This is a genomic window from Silvimonas soli (genome assembly GCF_030035605.1).
GTDB lineage: Bacteria > Pseudomonadota > Gammaproteobacteria > Burkholderiales > Chitinibacteraceae > Silvimonas > Silvimonas soli.
In genome coordinates this window covers 2039537-2057327 of the sequence record NZ_CP106736.1, presented here as the reverse complement: position 1 = coordinate 2057327, position 17791 = coordinate 2039537, and the positions used below count along the sequence as shown (strand labels likewise).

At 57.7% G+C, this 17791-nt stretch carries 20 protein-coding genes; 7 read left to right on the top strand and 13 right to left on the bottom strand.

Translation table 11 applies throughout. From position 1 onward, the window contains the following. Positions 1–12 precede the first annotated feature (12 nt). The 3 genes from N7220_RS09440 to N7220_RS09430 form a co-directional block, all read right to left on the bottom strand. Complete coding sequence (locus tag N7220_RS09440; protein WP_283151200.1) at positions 13–1245, bottom strand: MFS transporter; 1233 nt, start codon at positions 1243–1245, stop codon at positions 13–15. 62 nt (positions 1246–1307) lie between these two features. After that, positions 1308–1916 carry a TetR/AcrR family transcriptional regulator gene (locus tag N7220_RS09435; protein ID WP_283151199.1) on the bottom strand — a complete coding sequence of 203 codons (609 nt, stop codon included), beginning with the start codon at positions 1914–1916 and terminating at the stop codon, positions 1308–1310. Positions 1917–2089: 173 nt separating this feature from the next. After that, positions 2090–2509, bottom strand: coding sequence for a VOC family protein (locus N7220_RS09430; RefSeq protein ID WP_283151198.1), 420 nt, complete (start codon positions 2507–2509; stop codon positions 2090–2092). Here N7220_RS09430 and N7220_RS09425 point away from each other — a divergent pair. The 3 genes from N7220_RS09425 (at position 2508) to N7220_RS09415 (ending at position 5049) form a co-directional block, all read left to right on the top strand. Next, positions 2508–2648: a hypothetical protein gene (locus N7220_RS09425; protein ID WP_283151197.1), complete on the top strand. Its 141-nt coding sequence runs from the start codon at positions 2508–2510 to the stop codon at positions 2646–2648. The genes N7220_RS09430 and N7220_RS09425 overlap by 2 nt on opposite strands. Before the next feature lie 35 nt (positions 2649–2683). Then, positions 2684–3112 (top strand): YybH family protein, encoded by a 429-nt coding sequence (locus N7220_RS09420; RefSeq protein ID WP_283151196.1) that lies wholly within the window; start codon positions 2684–2686, stop codon positions 3110–3112. 317 nt (positions 3113–3429) lie between these two features. Continuing rightward, positions 3430–5049 (top strand): methyl-accepting chemotaxis protein, encoded by a 1620-nt coding sequence (locus N7220_RS09415; protein ID WP_283151195.1) that lies wholly within the window; start codon positions 3430–3432, stop codon positions 5047–5049. 106 nt (positions 5050–5155) lie between these two features. On the opposite strand, the gene cyoE is transcribed toward N7220_RS09415, so the two are convergent. The 4 genes from cyoE to N7220_RS09395 are packed head-to-tail and all read right to left on the bottom strand — an operon-like array spanning position 5156 to position 8278. Beyond that, on the bottom strand, positions 5156–6058 hold the full coding sequence (gene cyoE / locus N7220_RS09410) for a heme o synthase (RefSeq protein WP_283151194.1): 903 nt from the start codon (positions 6056–6058) through the stop codon (positions 5156–5158). Further along, a complete protein-coding gene (locus tag N7220_RS09405) occupies positions 6018–7034 on the bottom strand; it encodes a COX15/CtaA family protein (protein WP_283151193.1) in 1017 nt (338 codons plus the stop codon). Before N7220_RS09405 ends, cyoE begins: the two co-directional genes overlap by 41 nt. A 2-nt stretch (positions 7035–7036) precedes the next feature. After that, the gene (locus tag N7220_RS09400) at positions 7037–7516 is read right to left on the bottom strand and encodes a hypothetical protein (protein WP_283151192.1); all 480 of its coding nucleotides are present in this window, start codon (positions 7514–7516) and stop codon (positions 7037–7039) included. 36 nt (positions 7517–7552) lie between these two features. After that, positions 7553–8278 (bottom strand): SURF1 family protein, encoded by a 726-nt coding sequence (locus tag N7220_RS09395; RefSeq protein WP_283151191.1) that lies wholly within the window; start codon positions 8276–8278, stop codon positions 7553–7555. On the opposite strand from N7220_RS09395, the gene N7220_RS09390 reads away from it, so the two are divergent. Beyond that, positions 8277–8480 (top strand): twin transmembrane helix small protein, encoded by a 204-nt coding sequence (locus tag N7220_RS09390; protein WP_283151190.1) that lies wholly within the window; start codon positions 8277–8279, stop codon positions 8478–8480. The two genes, N7220_RS09395 and N7220_RS09390, sit on opposite strands and share 2 nt — an antisense overlap. A 126-nt stretch (positions 8481–8606) precedes the next feature. Here N7220_RS09390 and N7220_RS09385 read toward each other — a convergent pair whose 3' ends face one another. The 6 genes from N7220_RS09385 to coxB form a co-directional block, all read right to left on the bottom strand. Beyond that, positions 8607–9473, bottom strand: coding sequence for a cytochrome c oxidase subunit 3 (locus tag N7220_RS09385; RefSeq protein WP_283151189.1), 867 nt, complete (start codon positions 9471–9473; stop codon positions 8607–8609). Between the two features lie 283 nt (positions 9474–9756). Beyond that, positions 9757–9933, bottom strand: a complete 177-nt coding sequence (locus N7220_RS09380) for a DUF2970 domain-containing protein (protein WP_283151188.1) — start codon at positions 9931–9933, stop codon at positions 9757–9759. Continuing rightward, on the bottom strand, positions 9930–10487 hold the full coding sequence (locus tag N7220_RS09375) for a cytochrome c oxidase assembly protein (RefSeq protein ID WP_283151187.1): 558 nt from the start codon (positions 10485–10487) through the stop codon (positions 9930–9932). The genes N7220_RS09380 and N7220_RS09375 overlap by 4 nt, the downstream gene beginning before the upstream one ends. A gap of 4 nt (positions 10488–10491) precedes the next feature. Continuing rightward, a complete protein-coding gene (locus tag N7220_RS09370; protein ID WP_283151186.1) occupies positions 10492–10608 on the bottom strand; it encodes a cytochrome oxidase small assembly protein in 117 nt (38 codons plus the stop codon). A 130-nt stretch (positions 10609–10738) separates the two neighbouring features. Beyond that, positions 10739–12406 carry a cytochrome c oxidase subunit I gene (gene ctaD / locus N7220_RS09365; protein WP_283151185.1) on the bottom strand — a complete coding sequence of 556 codons (1668 nt, stop codon included), beginning with the start codon at positions 12404–12406 and terminating at the stop codon, positions 10739–10741. A 24-nt stretch (positions 12407–12430) separates the two neighbouring features. Beyond that, entirely contained in the window at positions 12431–13534 is a 1104-nt protein-coding gene (coxB, locus tag N7220_RS09360; protein ID WP_283151184.1) for a cytochrome c oxidase subunit II, read from the bottom strand. A gap of 369 nt (positions 13535–13903) precedes the next feature. On the opposite strand from coxB, the gene N7220_RS09355 reads away from it, so the two are divergent. From N7220_RS09355 to N7220_RS09345, 3 genes are all read left to right on the top strand, one after another. Then, positions 13904–14671, top strand: a complete 768-nt coding sequence (locus N7220_RS09355) for a DUF2189 domain-containing protein (protein WP_283151183.1) — start codon at positions 13904–13906, stop codon at positions 14669–14671. Positions 14672–14950: 279 nt separating this feature from the next. Next, positions 14951–16549, top strand: a complete 1599-nt coding sequence (locus N7220_RS09350; RefSeq protein WP_283151182.1) for an ABC transporter substrate-binding protein — start codon at positions 14951–14953, stop codon at positions 16547–16549. A 228-nt stretch (positions 16550–16777) separates the two neighbouring features. Beyond that, positions 16778–17788, top strand: coding sequence for an ABC transporter permease subunit (locus N7220_RS09345; protein ID WP_283151181.1), 1011 nt, complete (start codon positions 16778–16780; stop codon positions 17786–17788). The last annotated feature ends 3 nt before the right edge of the window (positions 17789–17791 follow it).

Sequence of the window (17791 nt, the reverse complement as noted above, 5' to 3'; positions counted from 1 at the left end):
AAGGCAACGCCATCAACGCGTCACACTGGCTGGTTCGCCGCACTGCGCCCGTTCGGTCGCAAAGTACAACAGCGCAGCAATGGGCAAGGTTAAACCGATTGCCGAGGCCAGCGCCCAGCCACCGTGGGCAAAGGCCCAGCCTCCAGCAGCGGAGCCCACGGCGCCGGCGCCAAAAAAGGTCGCCATGTATAAACCATTGAGTCGCCCGCGGTACTCGGCCCCCAGCGTAAAAATGGCGCGATAGCCCAGCACCACATTGGCCTGAACGCCAAAATCGATCAGGATCGCCGCCACTACCAGCAAGCCCAACGCCATGGGCGAGCCAGCCGGAACCAAGTGCGTCAGGCCAAACGCCAGTGCCACGCTGATCATTGCGATGCCGGTGGCAGGTCGGCTCCAGCCGCGATCCGCCACCCGCCCGGCAATGGGGGCGGCAATGGCACCGGCCACGCCCGCCAGGGCAAACAAAGCGATGCCACGCTGCGACAGATGAAATGCCGGGCCAGCGAGCAGTAGTGGAGTGGTGGTCCAGAACAAGCTGAACGCAGCGAACAAACAAGCTTGATACAGCGCGCGGCGTCGCAATAACGGCGTGTTTAGCGCCAGATGCGCCATCGAAGCAAGCAGCTTGCGATAGTGTGGGCGATTCGTTGGGGTACGCGACGGCAAGGCGCGGGCGAGCACCAGCGACAGTAGCAACATCACGAAGGCAGAAACCAGAAAAACCACGTGCCACGACGATATAGAGGTAATGAAGCTCGCCCCCGGTCGCGCCAGCATCACACCTAACATCAGTCCGATCATCACGTTACCGACCACTCGCCCGCGCATGGCTTCCGGGGCCAGATGCGCGGCATAGGGCACGAGCACCTGCACGGCAACAGAGCCAATGCCGATCAGCAATGCGGCCAGCAAAAACGAAAGTGGCTGGTTAGCAAACGCCGCGCCCAGCAAGGCCAGGATGGCGATACCCAGCACGCTTAACACTAGCCGCCGGTTTTCCAGCAAATCTGCCAGCGGCACAATCAGGATCAGCCCCGCGCCGTAGCCAATTTGCGTCATTGTCACGATCAAACCCGCCGCGGCAGGTGTCAGTCCCAGCGCGGCCGCGATCGGCCCGATCAGTGGCTGCGCGTAATAGATATTGGCCACGATCAGACCGCAAGCCGTCGCCAGCAACCAGGTCATGCCGTGGGAAATGCCGTTGTTATCTGGAACATTGGCGGGCGTAGAGGACGTGGTCATCGTGCTGGCTCCAGAAAGGGAGTGATCGTTTCCTAAATAAGCAAAAAACGGGATGGCTTGAGTCAATCCAGCCATTTCATGGCAATTGCAACCGCCGCAGCGGCGTCCAGTCGGGTGCCGCCGGTTTTGCCCACCACCCGCAGCCCTTGGGTCAGGCAGACCAGTAACTGCGAGGTCGCCTCGCTGTCTATATGGGCCGCAATGGAACCATCCAGCCGCCCGGCTTCAATCAAGCTGGCCAGAAAAGCGCCGTTCTTGCGCAATGATCCACGCACCCGCAGGGCGATTTCGGGGTCCAGAATTGCCAGCTCCACCGCGCTGCCGACCACCAGACAACCGCTGCGTCCCTCATCGCCTTGCGATGTCTGCACATAAGCGGTCAGCACATCACACAAGCGTTCCCGCCCGGTTTTATTGGTTGCGGCAATCTGGCGTATCTGCCGCGAGCGCAAGGTGGCGTAACGATCCAGTGCCGCCAGAAAAATCGCCCGCTTGTCTTTGAATGCCTTGTACAAACTGCCGGGCGTGAGCCGCATGGCCCGCGCCAGATCGTCCACCGAGGTCGCGTGATAGCCCTGTTGCCGAAAAACCAGAATCGCCCGATCCAGTACGTCGTCCATGACAAACTCGCGCGGACGCCCACGCGGTCTGGTGCTGGCTGGCAATGTCATTGGCATGTCTGTCATGTCGCAAAATATAGGAAACGGTTGTTTCCTAATCAAGTCTGGCAGGATCAGCGGTGGGTCGGGTTATTCACTGCGAGTGTGACGAGCTGCGCGTGAGTGGCAAGCCAGTTCCGCCTGGATGCGCGCTGAGGGTTTTGGCCGGCCACGTATCGTCAGCCCTAAACCACCAGATTGTCATTCTCATCAAACACCCAGCCCTCTTCGTACAGCACTTCAAACAGATGCCCATCCAGATCGCGAAAGTATCCGGCAATGCCCCAGGTATTGGTCGTGGCGGGTTTGACGATGGTGGCGCCCAGCGCAGCTGCTTTGGCCAGAACGCGCGGTACATCCTCGGCGGAGCGGGCGATATAGGCTAGTGCCATGGCAGAAAAACCGCTGCTTTCACTGGTGTCACTATGGGCATCCATCGCAAATGCCTTGCGCGACTGGATTCCCGGCACTACACCTCCAAGATCGAACTTGGCAAAGCCATCGTGACTGCTGTCCGCTTTGGGCCAGCCCAGCGCTTCGTAAAAAGCGACGGTTTTGGCGATAACGGCTACACCCAGCAAGATGAGATTAAGGCGGGGACGCATGGCGCTGCGGTCTCTGGTGACTAAGGTAGCCGATAAAGTACACGATGCCCGCGCCGGTCAACACCGTAACGAGCGGCGGCGCGGTAACCGTTGTATTTGTCTGCGCTTTGCCCTGGCGTTGATGCATTTGAATGCATAGGCAACGCCGACAATGTACGACTTGGGAGCACCGCAATGACTGAAGCAGAATCACCTGTCCTGCCGATACTGGCGGCATACAAGGCTGCGGTATACGCCAAAGATGTCGATGCCTTTCTGGCCATTTATGACCAGGACATCAGCATTTTTGATATGTGGGCCGAGTGGGAATATCGCGGCATTGTTGCCTGGCGCAAGATCGTTCAAGGCTGGTTCGGCTCCTTGCAAGAAGAGCGGGTGCTGGTCGATTTCTCCAATATCCAGACAACCTCAGACGCAGACATGGCAATGGCCTATCTGTTCGTCTCATACCAGGCAATCGCGCAAGACGGCACCCGATTGCGCGGCATGCAAAACCGCATGACGTTGGCGCTGCGCCGCAGGCAAGGCGTCTGGCAGATTGTGCACCAGCACACTTCGTCGCCCATCGAGTTCGAGACCACCAAGGCCATCTTCCTGCCTTGAGTTCGCACAGGTTTACCTTTATTCCCAACACGTGGGGTCACGTCCGCGTTGGGCAGGTGCACACCCGAAGTGTTGAAAAAATATGTAAAGTTAGCGAACCAATGCACTGTTCGCTAACATGATGAAAGCAGTAGTCTGACAAGACATATTGCATGTGCTGCACATATGCGGTGCCAAAGCCTTCGATTGGATTGATTCGGCAAAATAATTTTGCGATTTTCAGGTCAGGTTTGATTATGAGATGTGAAATCTGACGGCAGGTATTGGATAGTAGCGGCACAGTACAAGATCAAAACAAGATTAGAGGATAAAACGAAATGACATTGCGCCAGAAAGCGTGGGGATTAACCGCGATAGTGTTGGTGTTCTTGCTGGGCACCATGGTCACCGGGCTGTACGTATTGCGCAGTGCCAGCAATATCGACAACAAGGCGCGCATCCAGCAGTTGGTGAAAAGCACTTACAACACCATTGTGCAGCTGGAAAACCAGGCGGCCGCGGGCAAGATGAGCGAGGCCGATGCCAAAGCGCTGGCGACGCAGATTCTGCGGGAAAACAAATATCACGAGTCCGAATACGTTTACGTCACCGACGACAAACTGGTGTTTGTCGCCACGCCGCTGGACCCTCAACTGAATGGCACCAGCTTTAACGATTTCAAAGATGCCAAGGGCAATAGCGTGGGCGCCATTGCGGCCAAAGCGCTGGACCAATCCGGTGGCGCATTTACCGAATACTGGTGGGATTCCACACGTAACGGCAAAACAGTAGACCTGTTGTCGGTGGCAGTGCGCACGCCGCATTGGGGCTGGGTAGTGGGCAGCGGCATCAGCTTTGCCGAAGCCGATGCCCGCTTCTGGAGTAACGCCCGCTGGCAGGTGCTGGTGTGTCTGGTACTGGCCGGGATTGTCGGCGCCATGCTGGTGCTGGCTGTGCGCCGTCTGCTGCAAACGCTGGGCGGCGAGCCCGAGCAAGTGGTGAATCTGGTGACGCGGGTGGCGCAGGGTAACCTCGCCGCAGATCGCAGTACGCACAATGCTTCTACAGACAGCATTCTGGGCGCGGTTGAGAAAATGCGGGCATCGCTCGGCTCGGTACTGGCTGAAGTGCAGCGTGATGCGCGCCAGCTGGAACAGCATTCCGGACTGATCGCCAATGCCAGCAAGGAGATTTCCTCCGCTGCCGGTCGCCAGTCCGATGCGACTGCTTCGATGGCCTCGGCCATGGAAGAACTCACGGTCAGCATCAATCATATTTCGGATAACACTGCCGATACCGAGCGCACCTCGCAAACGGCGACCGAACTGGCTGGCGAAGGCGTGGTGCAGGTCAACACGGCGTCAGTTGCCATGCAGGAACTGGCAGAAAGCGTGTCCAGTGCCTCGGCACGTATTCGCGACCTGGATACCAAATCGCGCGAGATTTCGTCCGTTGCGGCCGTGATCAAAGACATTGCCGGGCAAACCAACTTGCTGGCGCTGAATGCCGCCATTGAAGCGGCGCGTGCGGGCGAACAAGGTCGTGGCTTTGCCGTGGTGGCCGATGAGGTCCGTAAACTGGCCGAGCGCACCAGCGCAGCGACCGTGGATATCGGTCACATGCTCGAGTCCGTATTGTCCGAAACCGACGCCGCTGTGGCGGGTATGGAAGGCGCGTTACCGCAAGTGAACAACAGCGTCGCAGCAGCGAAAGCAGTGGCGGAGTCGCTCGGGCGCATTCATGAAGGTGCGCAGAACACCCTCAAAAGCTTGAGCGAAATGGCCATATCCACGCGTGAGCAAAGCAATGCCAGCACCAGCATTGCGGTGCGGGTGGAAGACATTGCGCAGATGGTTGAAGAAACCACGGCGTCGATTCACCGTTCCAGCGAAACCGCTAACGAAATTGCCCAGATTGCTCAGCGGTTGAACACGATGGTGCAACGCTTCCAGCTTTAATCTGATCAGTAGCTGGCAAAACAAACGGGATGCTCAATGGGCATCCCGTTTGTTTTTCAGCCATCCACCCGGTCAGGGCGAATGGCGAGAACGTCGACCTAAAAGATCAGAAGTGGCTGGCCACCACCGTGTACAAACGGTCCAGAATCAGCGCGCCAAACACCCACGCCAGATACTTGATCGAATACAAAAACAGATTGCGGGCGACGGCGTCATCGGCGGTGCGATACAGCTTGATGGAGCGAGCCAGAAAACCGCTGTTGAACCACACCGCAATGGCCAGATAGACCCAGCCGCTCATGCCAATCACAAACGGCAGCAAGGCCACGGCGAACAGCATCACTGCGTACAGCACGATGGTCTGGCGGGTGAACGCCGCGCCATGGGTGACGGGCAGCATCGGCAGGCCAGCTTTCTGATAATCCAGCTCGCGATACAGTGCCAGCGCCCAGAAATGCGGCGGCGTCCAGGTGTAGATCAGCAAAAACAGCACGGCGGCTTCGGCGGGCACGCTGCCAGTGACCGCCGCCCAGCCCAGCACCGGCGGCATAGCACCTGCTGCGCCACCAATTACGATGTTTTGTGGCGTGGCCGGTTTGAGCCAGCGGGTATACACCACGGCGTAGCCAAAGAAGGTGGCCAGTGTCAGCCACATGGCCAGCACATTACCGAAAGTCAGCAACAGCCACAGGCCCGAGAGCGTTAGCGTGGCGGCGTATAAACCGGCCTCCAGCGGTGTGAGGGTGCCTTTAACCAGCGGGCGACGCTCCGTGCGGCGCATGACCGAATCCCGATCGCGCTCCACCAGACAATTGACTGCCGCCGCGCCCATGGCCACCAGCGCAATGCCCAGCAAGCACATCACCACATTGGGCAAGGCCGACCATTGCGGCGTCGCCATCAAGGCACCCGCTGCCGCACAGAACACAATCAGACTGACGACTTTGGGTTTCCCCAGTCGCCAGAATTCAACGACCCGCGAAGGCGTGACGAGCGTTTGCGTAGACATGTTGCGTCCTTTGCCCGCTACTACGGGCGATCACACTGACGAGGGAAAACAGCAAAAGCGCCGCGCCACCGTTATGGGCGACGGCGAGCGGCAGAGGCAGCGAGAACAACACATTGGCAATACCGAGCAACACTTGCAGCGTTAGCGCCGCCAGTAACAGCAACGCCAGCCGCCGCTGATATCCAGCCAGTTTCAATGCCAGAACCACGGTGAGCAGCGTGACGATCAACGCGCCGACACGATGCAACCAGTGAATCGCCGCCAGGTTGGCGATGGTCAGCGGCGCGCCTTCGGCCGTCAGCCCCAACTGGCGACCCGGTCGCAACATTTGCGCCAGGCCATCCGGGGCCGCAAAGCTGCCGCGGCAGGTCGGGAAACCATCACAGGCCAACCCGGCGTAATTGCTGGACACCAGCCCGCCCACCGCCAGTTGCGCCAGCAAGGCCGCCAGCGCAATCCACGCCAGCGTGCGAGTAGCGCCTCTGATATTGATGCTCGGGAGCGTGCCTTTCACCGCAATCGCACCCAGCAAGGCCAGCATGGTCATGCCGCCGAGCAAATGCGCGGTGACCACAGCGGGCATCAGTTTGAGCGTGACCGTCCACATCCCCAGCAGTGCCTGAAACACGATCACCAGCAAAGGCGCAAAGACCAGCAAGGCCGGAATGCGATATTTGCGGCGATTACGCGCCAGCAACACGGTGAGCGCCAGCACGATCACTACCAAGCCACCGGCTACGTAACGGTGGATCATCTCTTTCCAGCCTTTTTCCGGCTCCACCATCGCGCCGAATGTGGCGGCGGCGTGCGCCAGTTCGTGCGGTTTTTCCGGCACGGTCAGATGACCGTAACAGCCAGGCCAATCCGGACAGCCCAAGCCCGCATCAGACAAGCGTACAAACGCGCCCAGCATCACCAGGGCGAAAGTCCAGATCACGGCTAGCCAGACCAGATAACGCAAACGTGAGTTCGCCATGATCAGCCCAGCGCTTCGTTGTTTTTGAGGATCTTGCCGATCTCCGCCATCGCTTTTTTGCGGCCTTCGTTGTCGTCGATCTGGCCGGGGCGATACCGCATCACCAGATTGCCGTGCGGGTCGATCAGATACAGGCCGCTTTCCTGCAAATGGGTGGTTGGCGCCAGCACCGCCACGTCGCTATCCAGCGCCGGGCAAACAGTGGTGGAACCACGCTGAATACGATGGCTTTCCTGACCTTGTGCCAGGCGCATCTGGCGGGTGGCAAACAGCAGTTGTTTCTGGTTGTCGGTGCAGCCGGATGGATCGGCCGCCACCAGCCGCCAGAAACCGTTGGCCGGGACCACTGACTCGGTCGCCAGCAATTCGCCATAGCTTTTGACGTGATTGGGTTGCCACCAGGAATAAAACGCCTGCGCGGCGAGGATGGGGGCGAGCGTAATGCCAAACATCGTGAGAAGTGTTTTTTGCCCGCTATTCATATTCGTATGTCTCCGTGCGATCTTGTTGATCTTGTTTTATTTGGACTGCGATTGCGGTTGAGTCGAACGGCGAAAATGTCGCCACAGAAAGATTCCGGCAATGCTCATGCCCCACCAGGTCAGCATGTAACCGATATGGCGGGCGGGGTTGAAGTCAGGCGTGGCGCTGTCGTGGGCCAGGCCATCTTGCGCGGGCGAGCGCAAACGGCCGTACCACAGCGGCTTGGGTAGATGCGACCACTCGGCAAAGCGGGCGGCGGTGATGTTCTGGAACAGATTGCCTTGCGGCGGGGTTTTGGCCAGTTCAAAGAAGCGCGGCCAGGCGAGCACTTCCACTTGGGGCGCAATCAGCGCGGGGGCGCTTTCGACGGTATTGTGTGCTTTCCAGCCGCGATTGATCAGCGCAATGCCGCCATCATCCAGCTGAAACGGAGTGATGACTTCCACGCCAATCTCGCCCTGGTAATCCCGGTGATCCAGATACAAGGTCTGGCCGGCGAGCCAGTGACCTTTGAGAGTGAGGCGCCGGAACAACGGTGGTTCATCGTTGCTGCCCCATGGCAAAGCGGGCGCAGCGATGCTGGCGGCGTAGTGATCGGCCAACCGTTGCTTGTAAACCGCGCGAGCGGCTTGCCAGCAACCGAGTGCCACAGTCAGCAACACCAGCCCGGCCAGACCGAGCAAAGCACCGCGTCGCTGGTGGGCGACCGGCAGCTTTATGACGTTTGTGCTACCGTTGCCAATATCAGGAGGAGATGCCATGAAAATCGTCATAGTGCTGTTTTTGCTGATCATTCTGGTTGCACTGGGCCGTGCTTTGCTGCAACTGGTACGCGGCCCGGCAGGGTCTGAAAAACTGGCGAAATCGCTCACTTTGCGGATCGCGGTTTCGGTCGCACTGTTTATCCTGTTGTTGCTGGCGTGGTACTTCGGTTATCTGCAACCCCACGGCCCTGCTGTGTGAGGGATAGGGAAAGGCATCCCTGCCTTTCCCTTCTCCTCTTATAAGCCCCTGCACTGCACCCGCCTGCCGTACAACTGGTTGTGTGAGGTACCTCGCCGCCTTTATCCCGATAAATCGGGGCAAGCCTCACAAGCAATAAACAAACACGAACAAACCCAGCCACACCACATCTACAAAGTGCCAATACCAGGCGGCGGCTTCAAAGCCGAAATGATGCGCGGGGGTGAAGTGGCCCTTGAGCACGCGGCCCAGCATGGTGGACAGCATCAGCACGCCCACCAACACATGCATGCCGTGAAAGCCGGTCAGCATGAAGAAGGTCATGCCATACGCGCCAGAGGCCAGCGTCAGGTTCATCTGCGTATAAGCGTGGTGGTATTCAAAACCCTGCAAGAACAAAAAGCAGATACCCAAGGCCACGGTGAACGCCAGGCCCAGCGCCATTTGCGTGCGGTTGTTCTTGAGAAAGCCCCAGTGCGCCCAAGTCACGGTCACGCCAGACGACAACAACAAGCCGGTGTTGATCGCCGGAATGCCAAAGGCTTCCATGGGTGTGTAGCCGCCGGTCTTGGGGCCGCTTACCGCGGGCCACGCAGCGTTGAACTGCGGCCATAGCAAGGAGTGCGTGTCCGAGAACCAGCCCAGTTCCGGTACCGAGATCACCCGGGTGTAGAACAGCGCGCCAAAGAACGCGGCAAAGAACATGACTTCCGAGAAGATGAACCAGCTCATGCCCCAGCGGAACGAGTGGTCCACCTGCTGGCCGTAATCGCCGTGTTGGGACTCTTGAATGACATCATGAAACCAGCCGAACAGCATGCGAATCAGGATCAAGAACCCAAGCAGCAAGACCCACTTGCCGAACTGCATGTTGTTGATCCAGAACGCGGTACCGCAGGTCATGCAGAACAGCGCGATAGAGCCGGTTATAGGCCAGCGGGAAGGCTGCGGCACGAAGTAGTGCGGATCGTGGATGCCGTTTTCTACGTTCATGTTTCTCTCCAGGGCTGCCACCGAAGTGGCCTTGCGTGGTGCTTGTGAGTGGCGGGTTAGCCCGCCTTTTATTGGGTTGCAACCATGGGTTGCAGCCTCCTCCAGTAATGCGTTTGCCGGTATTTCTGTCTGCTTTCAACTCATCATGTAGCCCGGATGAAGCGTTAGCGAGAATCCGGGGCTGCGACGTTTACCATTCATTGCGGTGCGATTCTTTTACGCATTGCTCCCGGATTCCCGCTGCGCTTCATCCGGGCTACGAACTCTCGGGCTTGAATGTCCACTACGTCCTGCTTGCCACCAGAAAATGCACCAGCGTAAATACGCCCAATGCCAGTAATAGCGCCAACACAATCGCCGTCACAATCAATTGCCGCGGCTTGAGTTTTTCGGCCTCGGCACCTTTACGGCCACGGACGCCAAAAAATGCGGCCAGCACGGTTTTGATGGTGGCGATCATGAGCCGCTCACCTTGCCGTCTGCCGAGCTATCTGCAGCGTTGAACAACGTGTACGACAAGGTGATCGGCCCCAGCGACTCGGGTAGTTCTTTTTTCAACAGCATCACCACCGTGACATCGCGTGTTTCATGCGGGGCCAGATCGATGGCATCAAAACAGAAACATTGCAGCTTTTGCACAAACCGCACCGCGTTGCTGGGCGCGTAGCTGGGAATCGCCCGTAACTGCAACGGCTTGTCGGTCGGGTTTTCCAGCCGGAAATGCGCTTTTACCAACTGGCCGGCTTTACCGCTGGCGGTGTGATCCAGCGGAATCAGCTTCGCCAACACGCCAGGCGCTTCATTGGCGTCCAGATCAATGCGTTGCGACCACGCTGGCACCACGTCGTTTTCATTGACGATGCGGTCTTGCTGAATGCCCACGGCGCGGCAGAACACCTCATACATCGGCACCATGGCAAAGCAGAACCCGAACATCGCCAGCACGATCACCCCCAGCTTTATCGCCGTTTTGCGATTGCCTTGCCGGGTTTGATTGAGCGTGGCGGTATTCATGGTGTCAGTTACCAAACAACCAATGCCGAACCATGATCCCGGCAAAAAACACCAGGGCAATGCTGGCCAGGATCAATGCCGTCCGGATGTTGCGGCGGCGCTCAGGTTGTTCGTGGGTCATTGCGTTCTCCATCTCATTCATCCCCGCTCAGCGCCGTAGGGTTTGCAAGCTTCGCTTGCGAACGCGTTCAGTTGCTGTTGCCCTCATGGTGCGCATGAATGCGCACCCTACAACTACACATCCTCACGCCTCAGTTATGTTCCAACCCTTGCGCCACCAGACCACGCTGGACCAGTGCTGCATCCGGCGGGGTTTCCCAGGTGTGGTGCGGAGCGGGCGAGGCGACTTCCCATTCCAGCGTGGTGCCGCCGTCCCATGGTTTGGCCGGAGCAGGGCCGACGCCGCCACGAATGGTGTGGATCACGTTGTAGAGGAAGAAAATCTGTGCAAAGCCGAACAGGAACGCGCCAACCGAAGCAACTTCATTAAAGAAGGTGAACTGCAGCGCGTAATCCGGAATCCGCCGTGGCATGCCGGCCAGACCCAGAAAGTGCATCGGGAAGAAAGTGATGTTGAAAGCAATCATCGACCACCAGAAGTGGATCTTGCCCATGCGCTCGTTGTACATATAGCCGGACCATTTGGGCAGCCAGTAGTAGGTGGCGCCAAACAGGCTGAACAGCGCACCGGCCACCAGCACGTAGTGGAAGTGCGCCACCACGTAGTACGTACCGTGCAACTGGATATCGACCGGCGCCAGCGACAACACCAGGCCGGACATGCCGCCAATGGTGAACAGACACAAGAAGCCAATCGCGAACAGCATTGGCGTTTCCAGCGTCATCGAGCCTTGCCACATGGTGGCGATCCAGTTGAACACCTTCACGCCGGTTGGCACAGCAATCAGCATGGTCATGAACATGTAGAACAACTGCGCCGTGGCCGGGAAGCCCACCGCGAACATGTGATGGCCCCACACCATAAAGCTGAGGATGGCGATGGCACACACGGCGTAGACCATAGACACATAACCAAACAGCGGCTTGCGGCTGAAGGTCGGCAGAATCTGGCTCACCACGCCGAACGCGGGCAGCGCCATGATGTAGACCTCGGGGTGGCCGAAGAACCAGAACACGTGCTGGAACAGGATCGGATCACCACCGCCAGCCGCGTTGAAGAAGTGCGTGCCAAAGTGTCGATCCGTCAGCAGCATCGTCACCGCACCAGCCAGCACGGGCGCTACGGCAATCAGCAAATAGGCAGTGACCAGTGATGTCCAGGCGAACATCGGCATTTTCAGCAGCGTCATGCCCGGTGCGCGCATGTTCAGGATGGTGGTGACGATGTTGATCGAGCCCATGATGGAAGACAGCCCCATCAAGTGAATGGCGAAGATACCGAAGTCCATCCCCGCACCCAGTTGCACCGACAGCGGCGGGTAGAAGGTCCAGCCCGCGCCGGGGCCGCCGCCTGGCACAAACAGCGAGATGATCAGCAACAGCGCCGCCGGTGGCAGCAGCCAGAAGCTCCAGTTGTTCATGCGGGCAAACGCCATATCCGGCGCGCCGATCATGAGCGGAATCATCCAGTTCATCAGCCCGGTAAACGCCGGCATGATGGCGCCGAACACCATGATCACGCCATGCAGCGTGGTCAGCTGGTTAAAGAACTCCGGTTGCCAGAACTGCAAACCTGGCTGGAACAACTCGGCGCGGATGCCCAAGGCAAAGGTGCCGCCCAGCAAGAACATGCTGAAGGCAAACCACAGGTACATGGTGCCAATGTCTTTATGGTTGGTGGCGTACACCCAGCGGCGCCAGCCTGCTTGCGCGCCGTGGTGATGATCTTCGTGGCCAGTGTGGCCATGCGCGGTGTCATGAGGAGCGGCATCGCGCGGTAGAACGTGTTCAGTGGTCATGGTGTTGTGTCCCTGATTCCCTGATTACTTGCGGGCCGCTTTGACTTCAGCCGGCAACACAAAGTCGCCGTCCGTATTGCCAAAGCTGTTGCGTTCGTAGGTGATGACGGCGGCGATCTCGGTGTCGGACAAACCCGCCCACGAAGGCATCGCATTTTTGCCAGTCAGCACGATATGGATGTGGCCATCTTTCGGTCCGGTGGCGATCTTGCTGCCAGCCAGTGCCGGGAACGCGCCACCGCCCTTGCCGTCAATCTTGTGACACGCCGCGCAGTTGGATTCGAACACCGTTTTGCCGCGAGCCATCAACTCGTCTTTGGTCCACTTCTTGTTCGGGTCATCCGCTGCTGCTTTGGCTTTTGCCTGTTGTACGCCTACCCACGTCTTGAAGTCGGCGTCGCTCACCACTTTCACGACGATCGGCATATAGCCATGGTCACGCCCGCACAGCTCGGTACATTGGCCGCGATAGGTGCCAATGTGGTCGGCAGTGAACCAGGTGTCACGGATAAACCCGGGAATGGCGTCTTGTTTGACACCCAGCGCCGGCACATACCAGCTGTGGATCACATCGTTGGCGGTGGTCAGCACACGTACGCGCTTGCCGACAGGTACCACCACCGGTTCATCCACTTCCAGCAGGTATTGCTGGTTTTTGGCGACGTCGCCGGTGTAGTTGTCGATCTGCAACCGCGGCGTAGCCAGATGGCTGCGAAAACCGAAACCATAGTCCAGATAGTCGTAGCCCCATTGCCACTGGTAGCCGGTGGCCTTGATGGTGACGTCCGGGTCGCGAGTGTCTTTCTGGTCCAGCACCAGTTTGGCGGCAGGCCAGGCCATAACGGCCAGGATCAGCGCCGGAATGATGGTCCAGGCAATTTCGACGGCGGTGTTTTCGTGGAAATGTTTGGCAGCGTGGCCAGTCGATTTCCGGTGTTTGAAAATCGAGTAGAACATCAGACCGAACACGATCACGAAGATCACAACGATGATCAACATGATCCACGTGTGAAGGTCGCTGATGCGGCTGGCGATGGAGGATTGCGGAGTCTGGAACGTGTACAAACTTTCAGCAAATGCAAACGCCGGCGTACAGGCCAGCGCGACACAAAGTCGCCTGAGCAGCATCTAAAACCTCCAGTAGTGCGTTTCTCGCCTGATGGCAGATGAATGGCAAAGCAACTGAAGGTAATGAGTGTCTCAGTAGAGCAACAGCTCACTGCGCTGTTACCGAACTTTAAAACGGGCACTACTACCGATGGTTCGTGCTTGCGTTCACTTGCGGACAGGCTCTTGTAGGTACTGACTTTGTTTTCAGCCAGCTTTCCCGGGTTTTGTTTACAAAAGGTAGCAAATTTTTAATCTGCCGCAAACCATTGATGCAAAACGCACCTTTTTGCTGCACCGCTCATCGGACAAGTGTCTCTTTTTGTGCGGGGTTGACGTAATCATGAATTACGGGTGAAGGGAAATGCCCGCAAAGAGGAGACAAAAATCATGGACTTGCACTTGCACGGACTCGACGATCATTTCTCCATGCCCGAAACCGGCAAGGTGGGTGCGTTGCGGTCTTTTTACTGGTTAAAACAAGGCTGGATCGACTTCAAGGCGCACCCGCTACCCAGTTTAGGTTACGGCGTCGTAATTGCACTGATTGGTTTTCTTGTGATGAAAATTGCGGCGAACTACGCCTATTTGTCGTCAACTGCGATTACCGGTTTTCTGCTGCTGGCACCGTTGGGTGCGGCGGGCATTTACGAACTCACGAAGGAACGTGAAGAAGGACGGGAGACCTCCTTTGCGCAATCCATTCGTGATCTGCTGCGCAACGTGGGCCAGATTGCCTTCATGGGCGTCATTCTGGGTTTTATCGCCATGTGCTGGGAGCGCATTTCGGCCATTCTGTTTGCGCTGTTTTATGGTGGTGAAGCGGTTGGCATGCAGTTCTTCACCCATGCGCTGACCTCGGAATACCTTGGGTTCACCATTGCCTGGTCGCTGACCGGCCTGGTGCTGGCCTGTGTGGTATTCGCCATCGCAGCCGTGTCGATTCCGATGCTGGCTGATCGTGAAGTCGACAGCATTACCGCCCTGGTGACGAGCGTACGGGTGGTGGCAGAAAACATCCCTGCCATGCTGGTCTGGGCCGCGATCATTGTGGTGCTGACCGCCATCGGATTCGCCACTTACCTGGTAGGTCTGGTCGTGATTTTCCCGCTTTTGGGGCACGCAACCTGGTGTGCTTATCGCGATCTGGTGCACTGATCTGGTGCGTTTTTGAGGCGGGTTCACCGGGATTTTCCCGGTTGGCTCGCGACTTCACGCGGTAACTAGTGTCATGAAGATGGAAAACCGTGGTAAGCCTGCTGGCAGCCACGGTTTTTTGCATTTGCTCCTGCCGCTGCTAGTCTGGTTTGATAACCATCAACAAATATTGCCCAATAGGGGTTATTCCGAATGGTGTCGTAGCGCTGCGTGTCTACGATTTGCGCCCACTGTCCTTGTTATTGGGGCTTTTCTTTTTAAACCGGAGGTGGAGCTAACATGAAGCAGATCAAAGCAGGTATTGCACTTGCATCGGTGCTGGCACTGAGCGCAGGTGGCGTAATGGCCGCAGGCAAAACACTGATTTACTGCTCCGAAGGCAGTCCGGCGGGCTTTGATCCGGCGCGCTACACAACCGGTACCGACTTTGATGCCTCGGCTGAAACCATCTACAACCGTCTGGTTGAGTTTGTGCCGGGTTCCACCCAGATTCGCCCAGGTCTGGCGGACAAATGGGAAGTCAGCAGCGATGGTCTGACTTATACATTCCAGCTGCACAAGGGTGTGAAGTTCCATACCACCAGCTATTTCAAGCCCACGCGTGACTTCAACGCGGACGACGTGATTTTTACCTTTGCCCGGCTGACCGACAAAAACCTGCCTTTCAACAAGGCGACTAACGCCTCGTATCCTTATGCATCTGACATGGGCATGGATACCAACATTACGAAGGTAGAGAAGGTTGACCCGTACACGGTCAAGATCACGCTGAAGAAGGGTGACGCCGCTTTCCTGCAGAACATTGCAATGTCTTTTGCCTCGGTGGTGTCGGCTGAATACGCTGACCAGTTGCTCAAGGCAGGCAAGGCAGACCAGATCAACACCCAGCCGATCGGCACCGGCCCATTCATCTTCAACGCTTATCAAAAAGACAGCGTGATCCGTTACAGCGGCAATACCGAATACTGGCGTAAAGGCGAAGTGAAGCTGGACAAGCTGATCTTTGCTATTACCACCGACCCGTCCGTGCGCTATCAGAAGCTGCAAAAGGGCGAGTGCCAGATCATGTCTTACCCGCGTCCGGCTGATCTGAAAGCCATGCAAGCCAATACGGCGCTGAAAGTGCCAAGCCAGGCTGGTTTCAACCTGGGTTATGTGAGCTACAACGTTACCCACAAGCCGCTGGACAAGCTGGAAGTGCGCCAGGCGCTGGATATGGCCATCAACAAGAAAGCCATTATCGACGCCGTCTATCAAGGTGCTGGCCAGCTGGCTACCAACCCGATGCCGCCGACCCAGTGGTCTTACAACAAGACCCTGAAAGACGCGCCGAACGATGTGACCAAGGCCAAGGCGCTGCTGGCCAAGGCGGGTATGCCTAACGGTTTTGAAATCACCCTGTGGGCCATGCCGGTACAACGCCCGTACAACCCCAACGCCAAGCTGATGGCCGAAATGATCCAGAATGACTGGGCCAAGATCGGCGTCAAAGCCAAGATCGTGACTTACGAATGGGGCGAATACATCAAGCGCGCTCACGCTGGTGAAGACGATGCAATGCTGATCGGCTGGACTGGTGACAATGGTGATCCGGACAACTGGCTGGGAACATTGCTGGGTTGCGAAGCGGTGGACGGCAATAACTTTGGCAAATGGTGCGAAAAAGACTTCAACGATCTGATCGTGAAGGCGCGCACTGAACCAAGCCAGGCCGCACGGACCAAGCTGTACGAGCAAGCCCAGGTGATTTTCAAGCAGCAAGTGCCGTTTACCCCGGTGGCCCACTCGACTGTTTATGAGCCGATGCGCAAAGAAGTGGATGGCTTCAAAATCAGCCCGTTTGGTCTGAATTCGTTCTACGGTGTGAGCCTGAAGTAACGGCTTTGGGTAATACGCGACAGGCCGGCCCGGTGCTTCTGCGGGGCCGGCTTTGTCGTCCATGGGCCGCCCGAAAAACCTGTATAAATGAATTGAACAAACTCATATGACAGCGGGCGGCCAACCGGCTATAACCCGACGTTCTGGTTAGTCAGCGATGTTGAAAAAACGCTTTGTGCTGGCCGGATTTCCGGTTTCTGTATTTTCTGTATCTGCGAGTACGCACACATGATCCGATTTTTGCTGCGTCGCATAGGCGTGGTGATTCCGACTTTTCTGGGCATCACCTTGCTGGCGTTTTCGCTGATTCACCTGATTCCGGGCGACCCGATTCTGGTAATGATGGGCGAGCGTCACGTTGACCCGGTGTTCTACCGCGAGGCCATGCAGCGCCTCGGGCTGGATCAACCGCTTTATCTTCAATACTGGCATTACCTGGTCCATGCCGTGCATGGTGATCTGGGCCTTTCGGTACGCTCTCAAGTGCCGGTGATGCATGAGTTTCTGACGCTGTTCCCCGCCACGGTGGAGTTATCCATTTGCGCCATGATCTTTGCACTGATCGTGGGCTTGGGCGCGGGCATCATCGCCGCAGTACGTCGTGGCACGGTGGCGGACCATGGCGTGATGGGCGTGGCGCTGGCCGGTTACTCCATGCCTATTTTCTGGTGGGGTCTGATCCTGATCATGCTGTTCTCGGTGCAACTGGGCTGGACGCCGGTTTCGGGCCGCATCGATCTGCTCTATGACGTGCCGCCAGTCACCGGCCTGATGCTGGTCGACACTTTGCTGGCGCACGACATGGACGCCTTCAAATCTGCGCTGGAGCATTTGATCTTGCCGTCGATTGTGCTGGGTACGATCCCGATGGCGGTGATCGCCCGCATGACGCGTTCATCCATGCTGGAAGTGCTGCGTGAGGATTACATCCGAACCGCGCGCGCCAAGGGTTTGTCGATGACCCGCATCGTGCTGGTTCACGCACTGCGCAATGCACTGATGCCGGTGGTGACGGTGATTGGTTTGCAGGTCGGCACATTGCTGGCCGGTGCCGTACTGACCGAAACCATCTTCTCCTGGCCGGGTGTGGGTTCATGGCTGATCAACGCCATTGGCGCCCGCGATTACCCGGTGGTACAGGGCGGCATCTTGCTGATCGCCACACTGATCATTTTTGTAAACCTGCTGGTTGATGTGCTGTACGGCGTCATCAACCCGCGCATTCGCCACGCGAGGTAACAG

Excerpts from the sequence above, each read along its gene's own strand:
- N7220_RS09440 (WP_283151200.1), bottom strand. The coding sequence starts at position 1,245 with ATGACCACGTCCTCTACGCCCGCCAATGTTCCAGATAACAACGGCATT.
- N7220_RS09435 (WP_283151199.1), bottom strand. The coding sequence starts at position 1,916 with ATGACATTGCCAGCCAGCACCAGACCGCGTGGGCGTCCGCGCGAGTTT.
- N7220_RS09425 (WP_283151197.1), top strand. The coding sequence starts at position 2,508 with ATGGCGCTGCGGTCTCTGGTGACTAAGGTAGCCGATAAAGTACACGAT.
- N7220_RS09430 (WP_283151198.1), bottom strand. The coding sequence starts at position 2,509 with ATGCGTCCCCGCCTTAATCTCATCTTGCTGGGTGTAGCCGTTATCGCC.
- N7220_RS09420 (WP_283151196.1), top strand. The coding sequence starts at position 2,684 with ATGACTGAAGCAGAATCACCTGTCCTGCCGATACTGGCGGCATACAAG.
- N7220_RS09415 (WP_283151195.1), top strand. The coding sequence starts at position 3,430 with ATGACATTGCGCCAGAAAGCGTGGGGATTAACCGCGATAGTGTTGGTG.
- cyoE (WP_283151194.1), bottom strand. The coding sequence starts at position 6,058 with ATGTCTACGCAAACGCTCGTCACGCCTTCGCGGGTCGTTGAATTCTGG.
- N7220_RS09405 (WP_283151193.1), bottom strand. The coding sequence starts at position 7,034 with ATGGCGAACTCACGTTTGCGTTATCTGGTCTGGCTAGCCGTGATCTGG.
- N7220_RS09400 (WP_283151192.1), bottom strand. The coding sequence starts at position 7,516 with ATGAATAGCGGGCAAAAAACACTTCTCACGATGTTTGGCATTACGCTC.
- N7220_RS09390 (WP_283151190.1), top strand. The coding sequence starts at position 8,277 with ATGAAAATCGTCATAGTGCTGTTTTTGCTGATCATTCTGGTTGCACTG.
- N7220_RS09395 (WP_283151191.1), bottom strand. The coding sequence starts at position 8,278 with ATGGCATCTCCTCCTGATATTGGCAACGGTAGCACAAACGTCATAAAG.
- N7220_RS09385 (WP_283151189.1), bottom strand. The coding sequence starts at position 9,473 with ATGAACGTAGAAAACGGCATCCACGATCCGCACTACTTCGTGCCGCAG.
- N7220_RS09380 (WP_283151188.1), bottom strand. The coding sequence starts at position 9,933 with ATGATCGCCACCATCAAAACCGTGCTGGCCGCATTTTTTGGCGTCCGT.
- N7220_RS09375 (WP_283151187.1), bottom strand. The coding sequence starts at position 10,487 with ATGAATACCGCCACGCTCAATCAAACCCGGCAAGGCAATCGCAAAACG.
- N7220_RS09370 (WP_283151186.1), bottom strand. The coding sequence starts at position 10,608 with ATGACCCACGAACAACCTGAGCGCCGCCGCAACATCCGGACGGCATTG.
- ctaD (WP_283151185.1), bottom strand. The coding sequence starts at position 12,406 with ATGACCACTGAACACGTTCTACCGCGCGATGCCGCTCCTCATGACACC.
- coxB (WP_283151184.1), bottom strand. The coding sequence starts at position 13,534 with ATGCTGCTCAGGCGACTTTGTGTCGCGCTGGCCTGTACGCCGGCGTTT.
- N7220_RS09355 (WP_283151183.1), top strand. The coding sequence starts at position 13,904 with ATGGACTTGCACTTGCACGGACTCGACGATCATTTCTCCATGCCCGAA.
- N7220_RS09350 (WP_283151182.1), top strand. The coding sequence starts at position 14,951 with ATGAAGCAGATCAAAGCAGGTATTGCACTTGCATCGGTGCTGGCACTG.
- N7220_RS09345 (WP_283151181.1), top strand. The coding sequence starts at position 16,778 with ATGATCCGATTTTTGCTGCGTCGCATAGGCGTGGTGATTCCGACTTTT.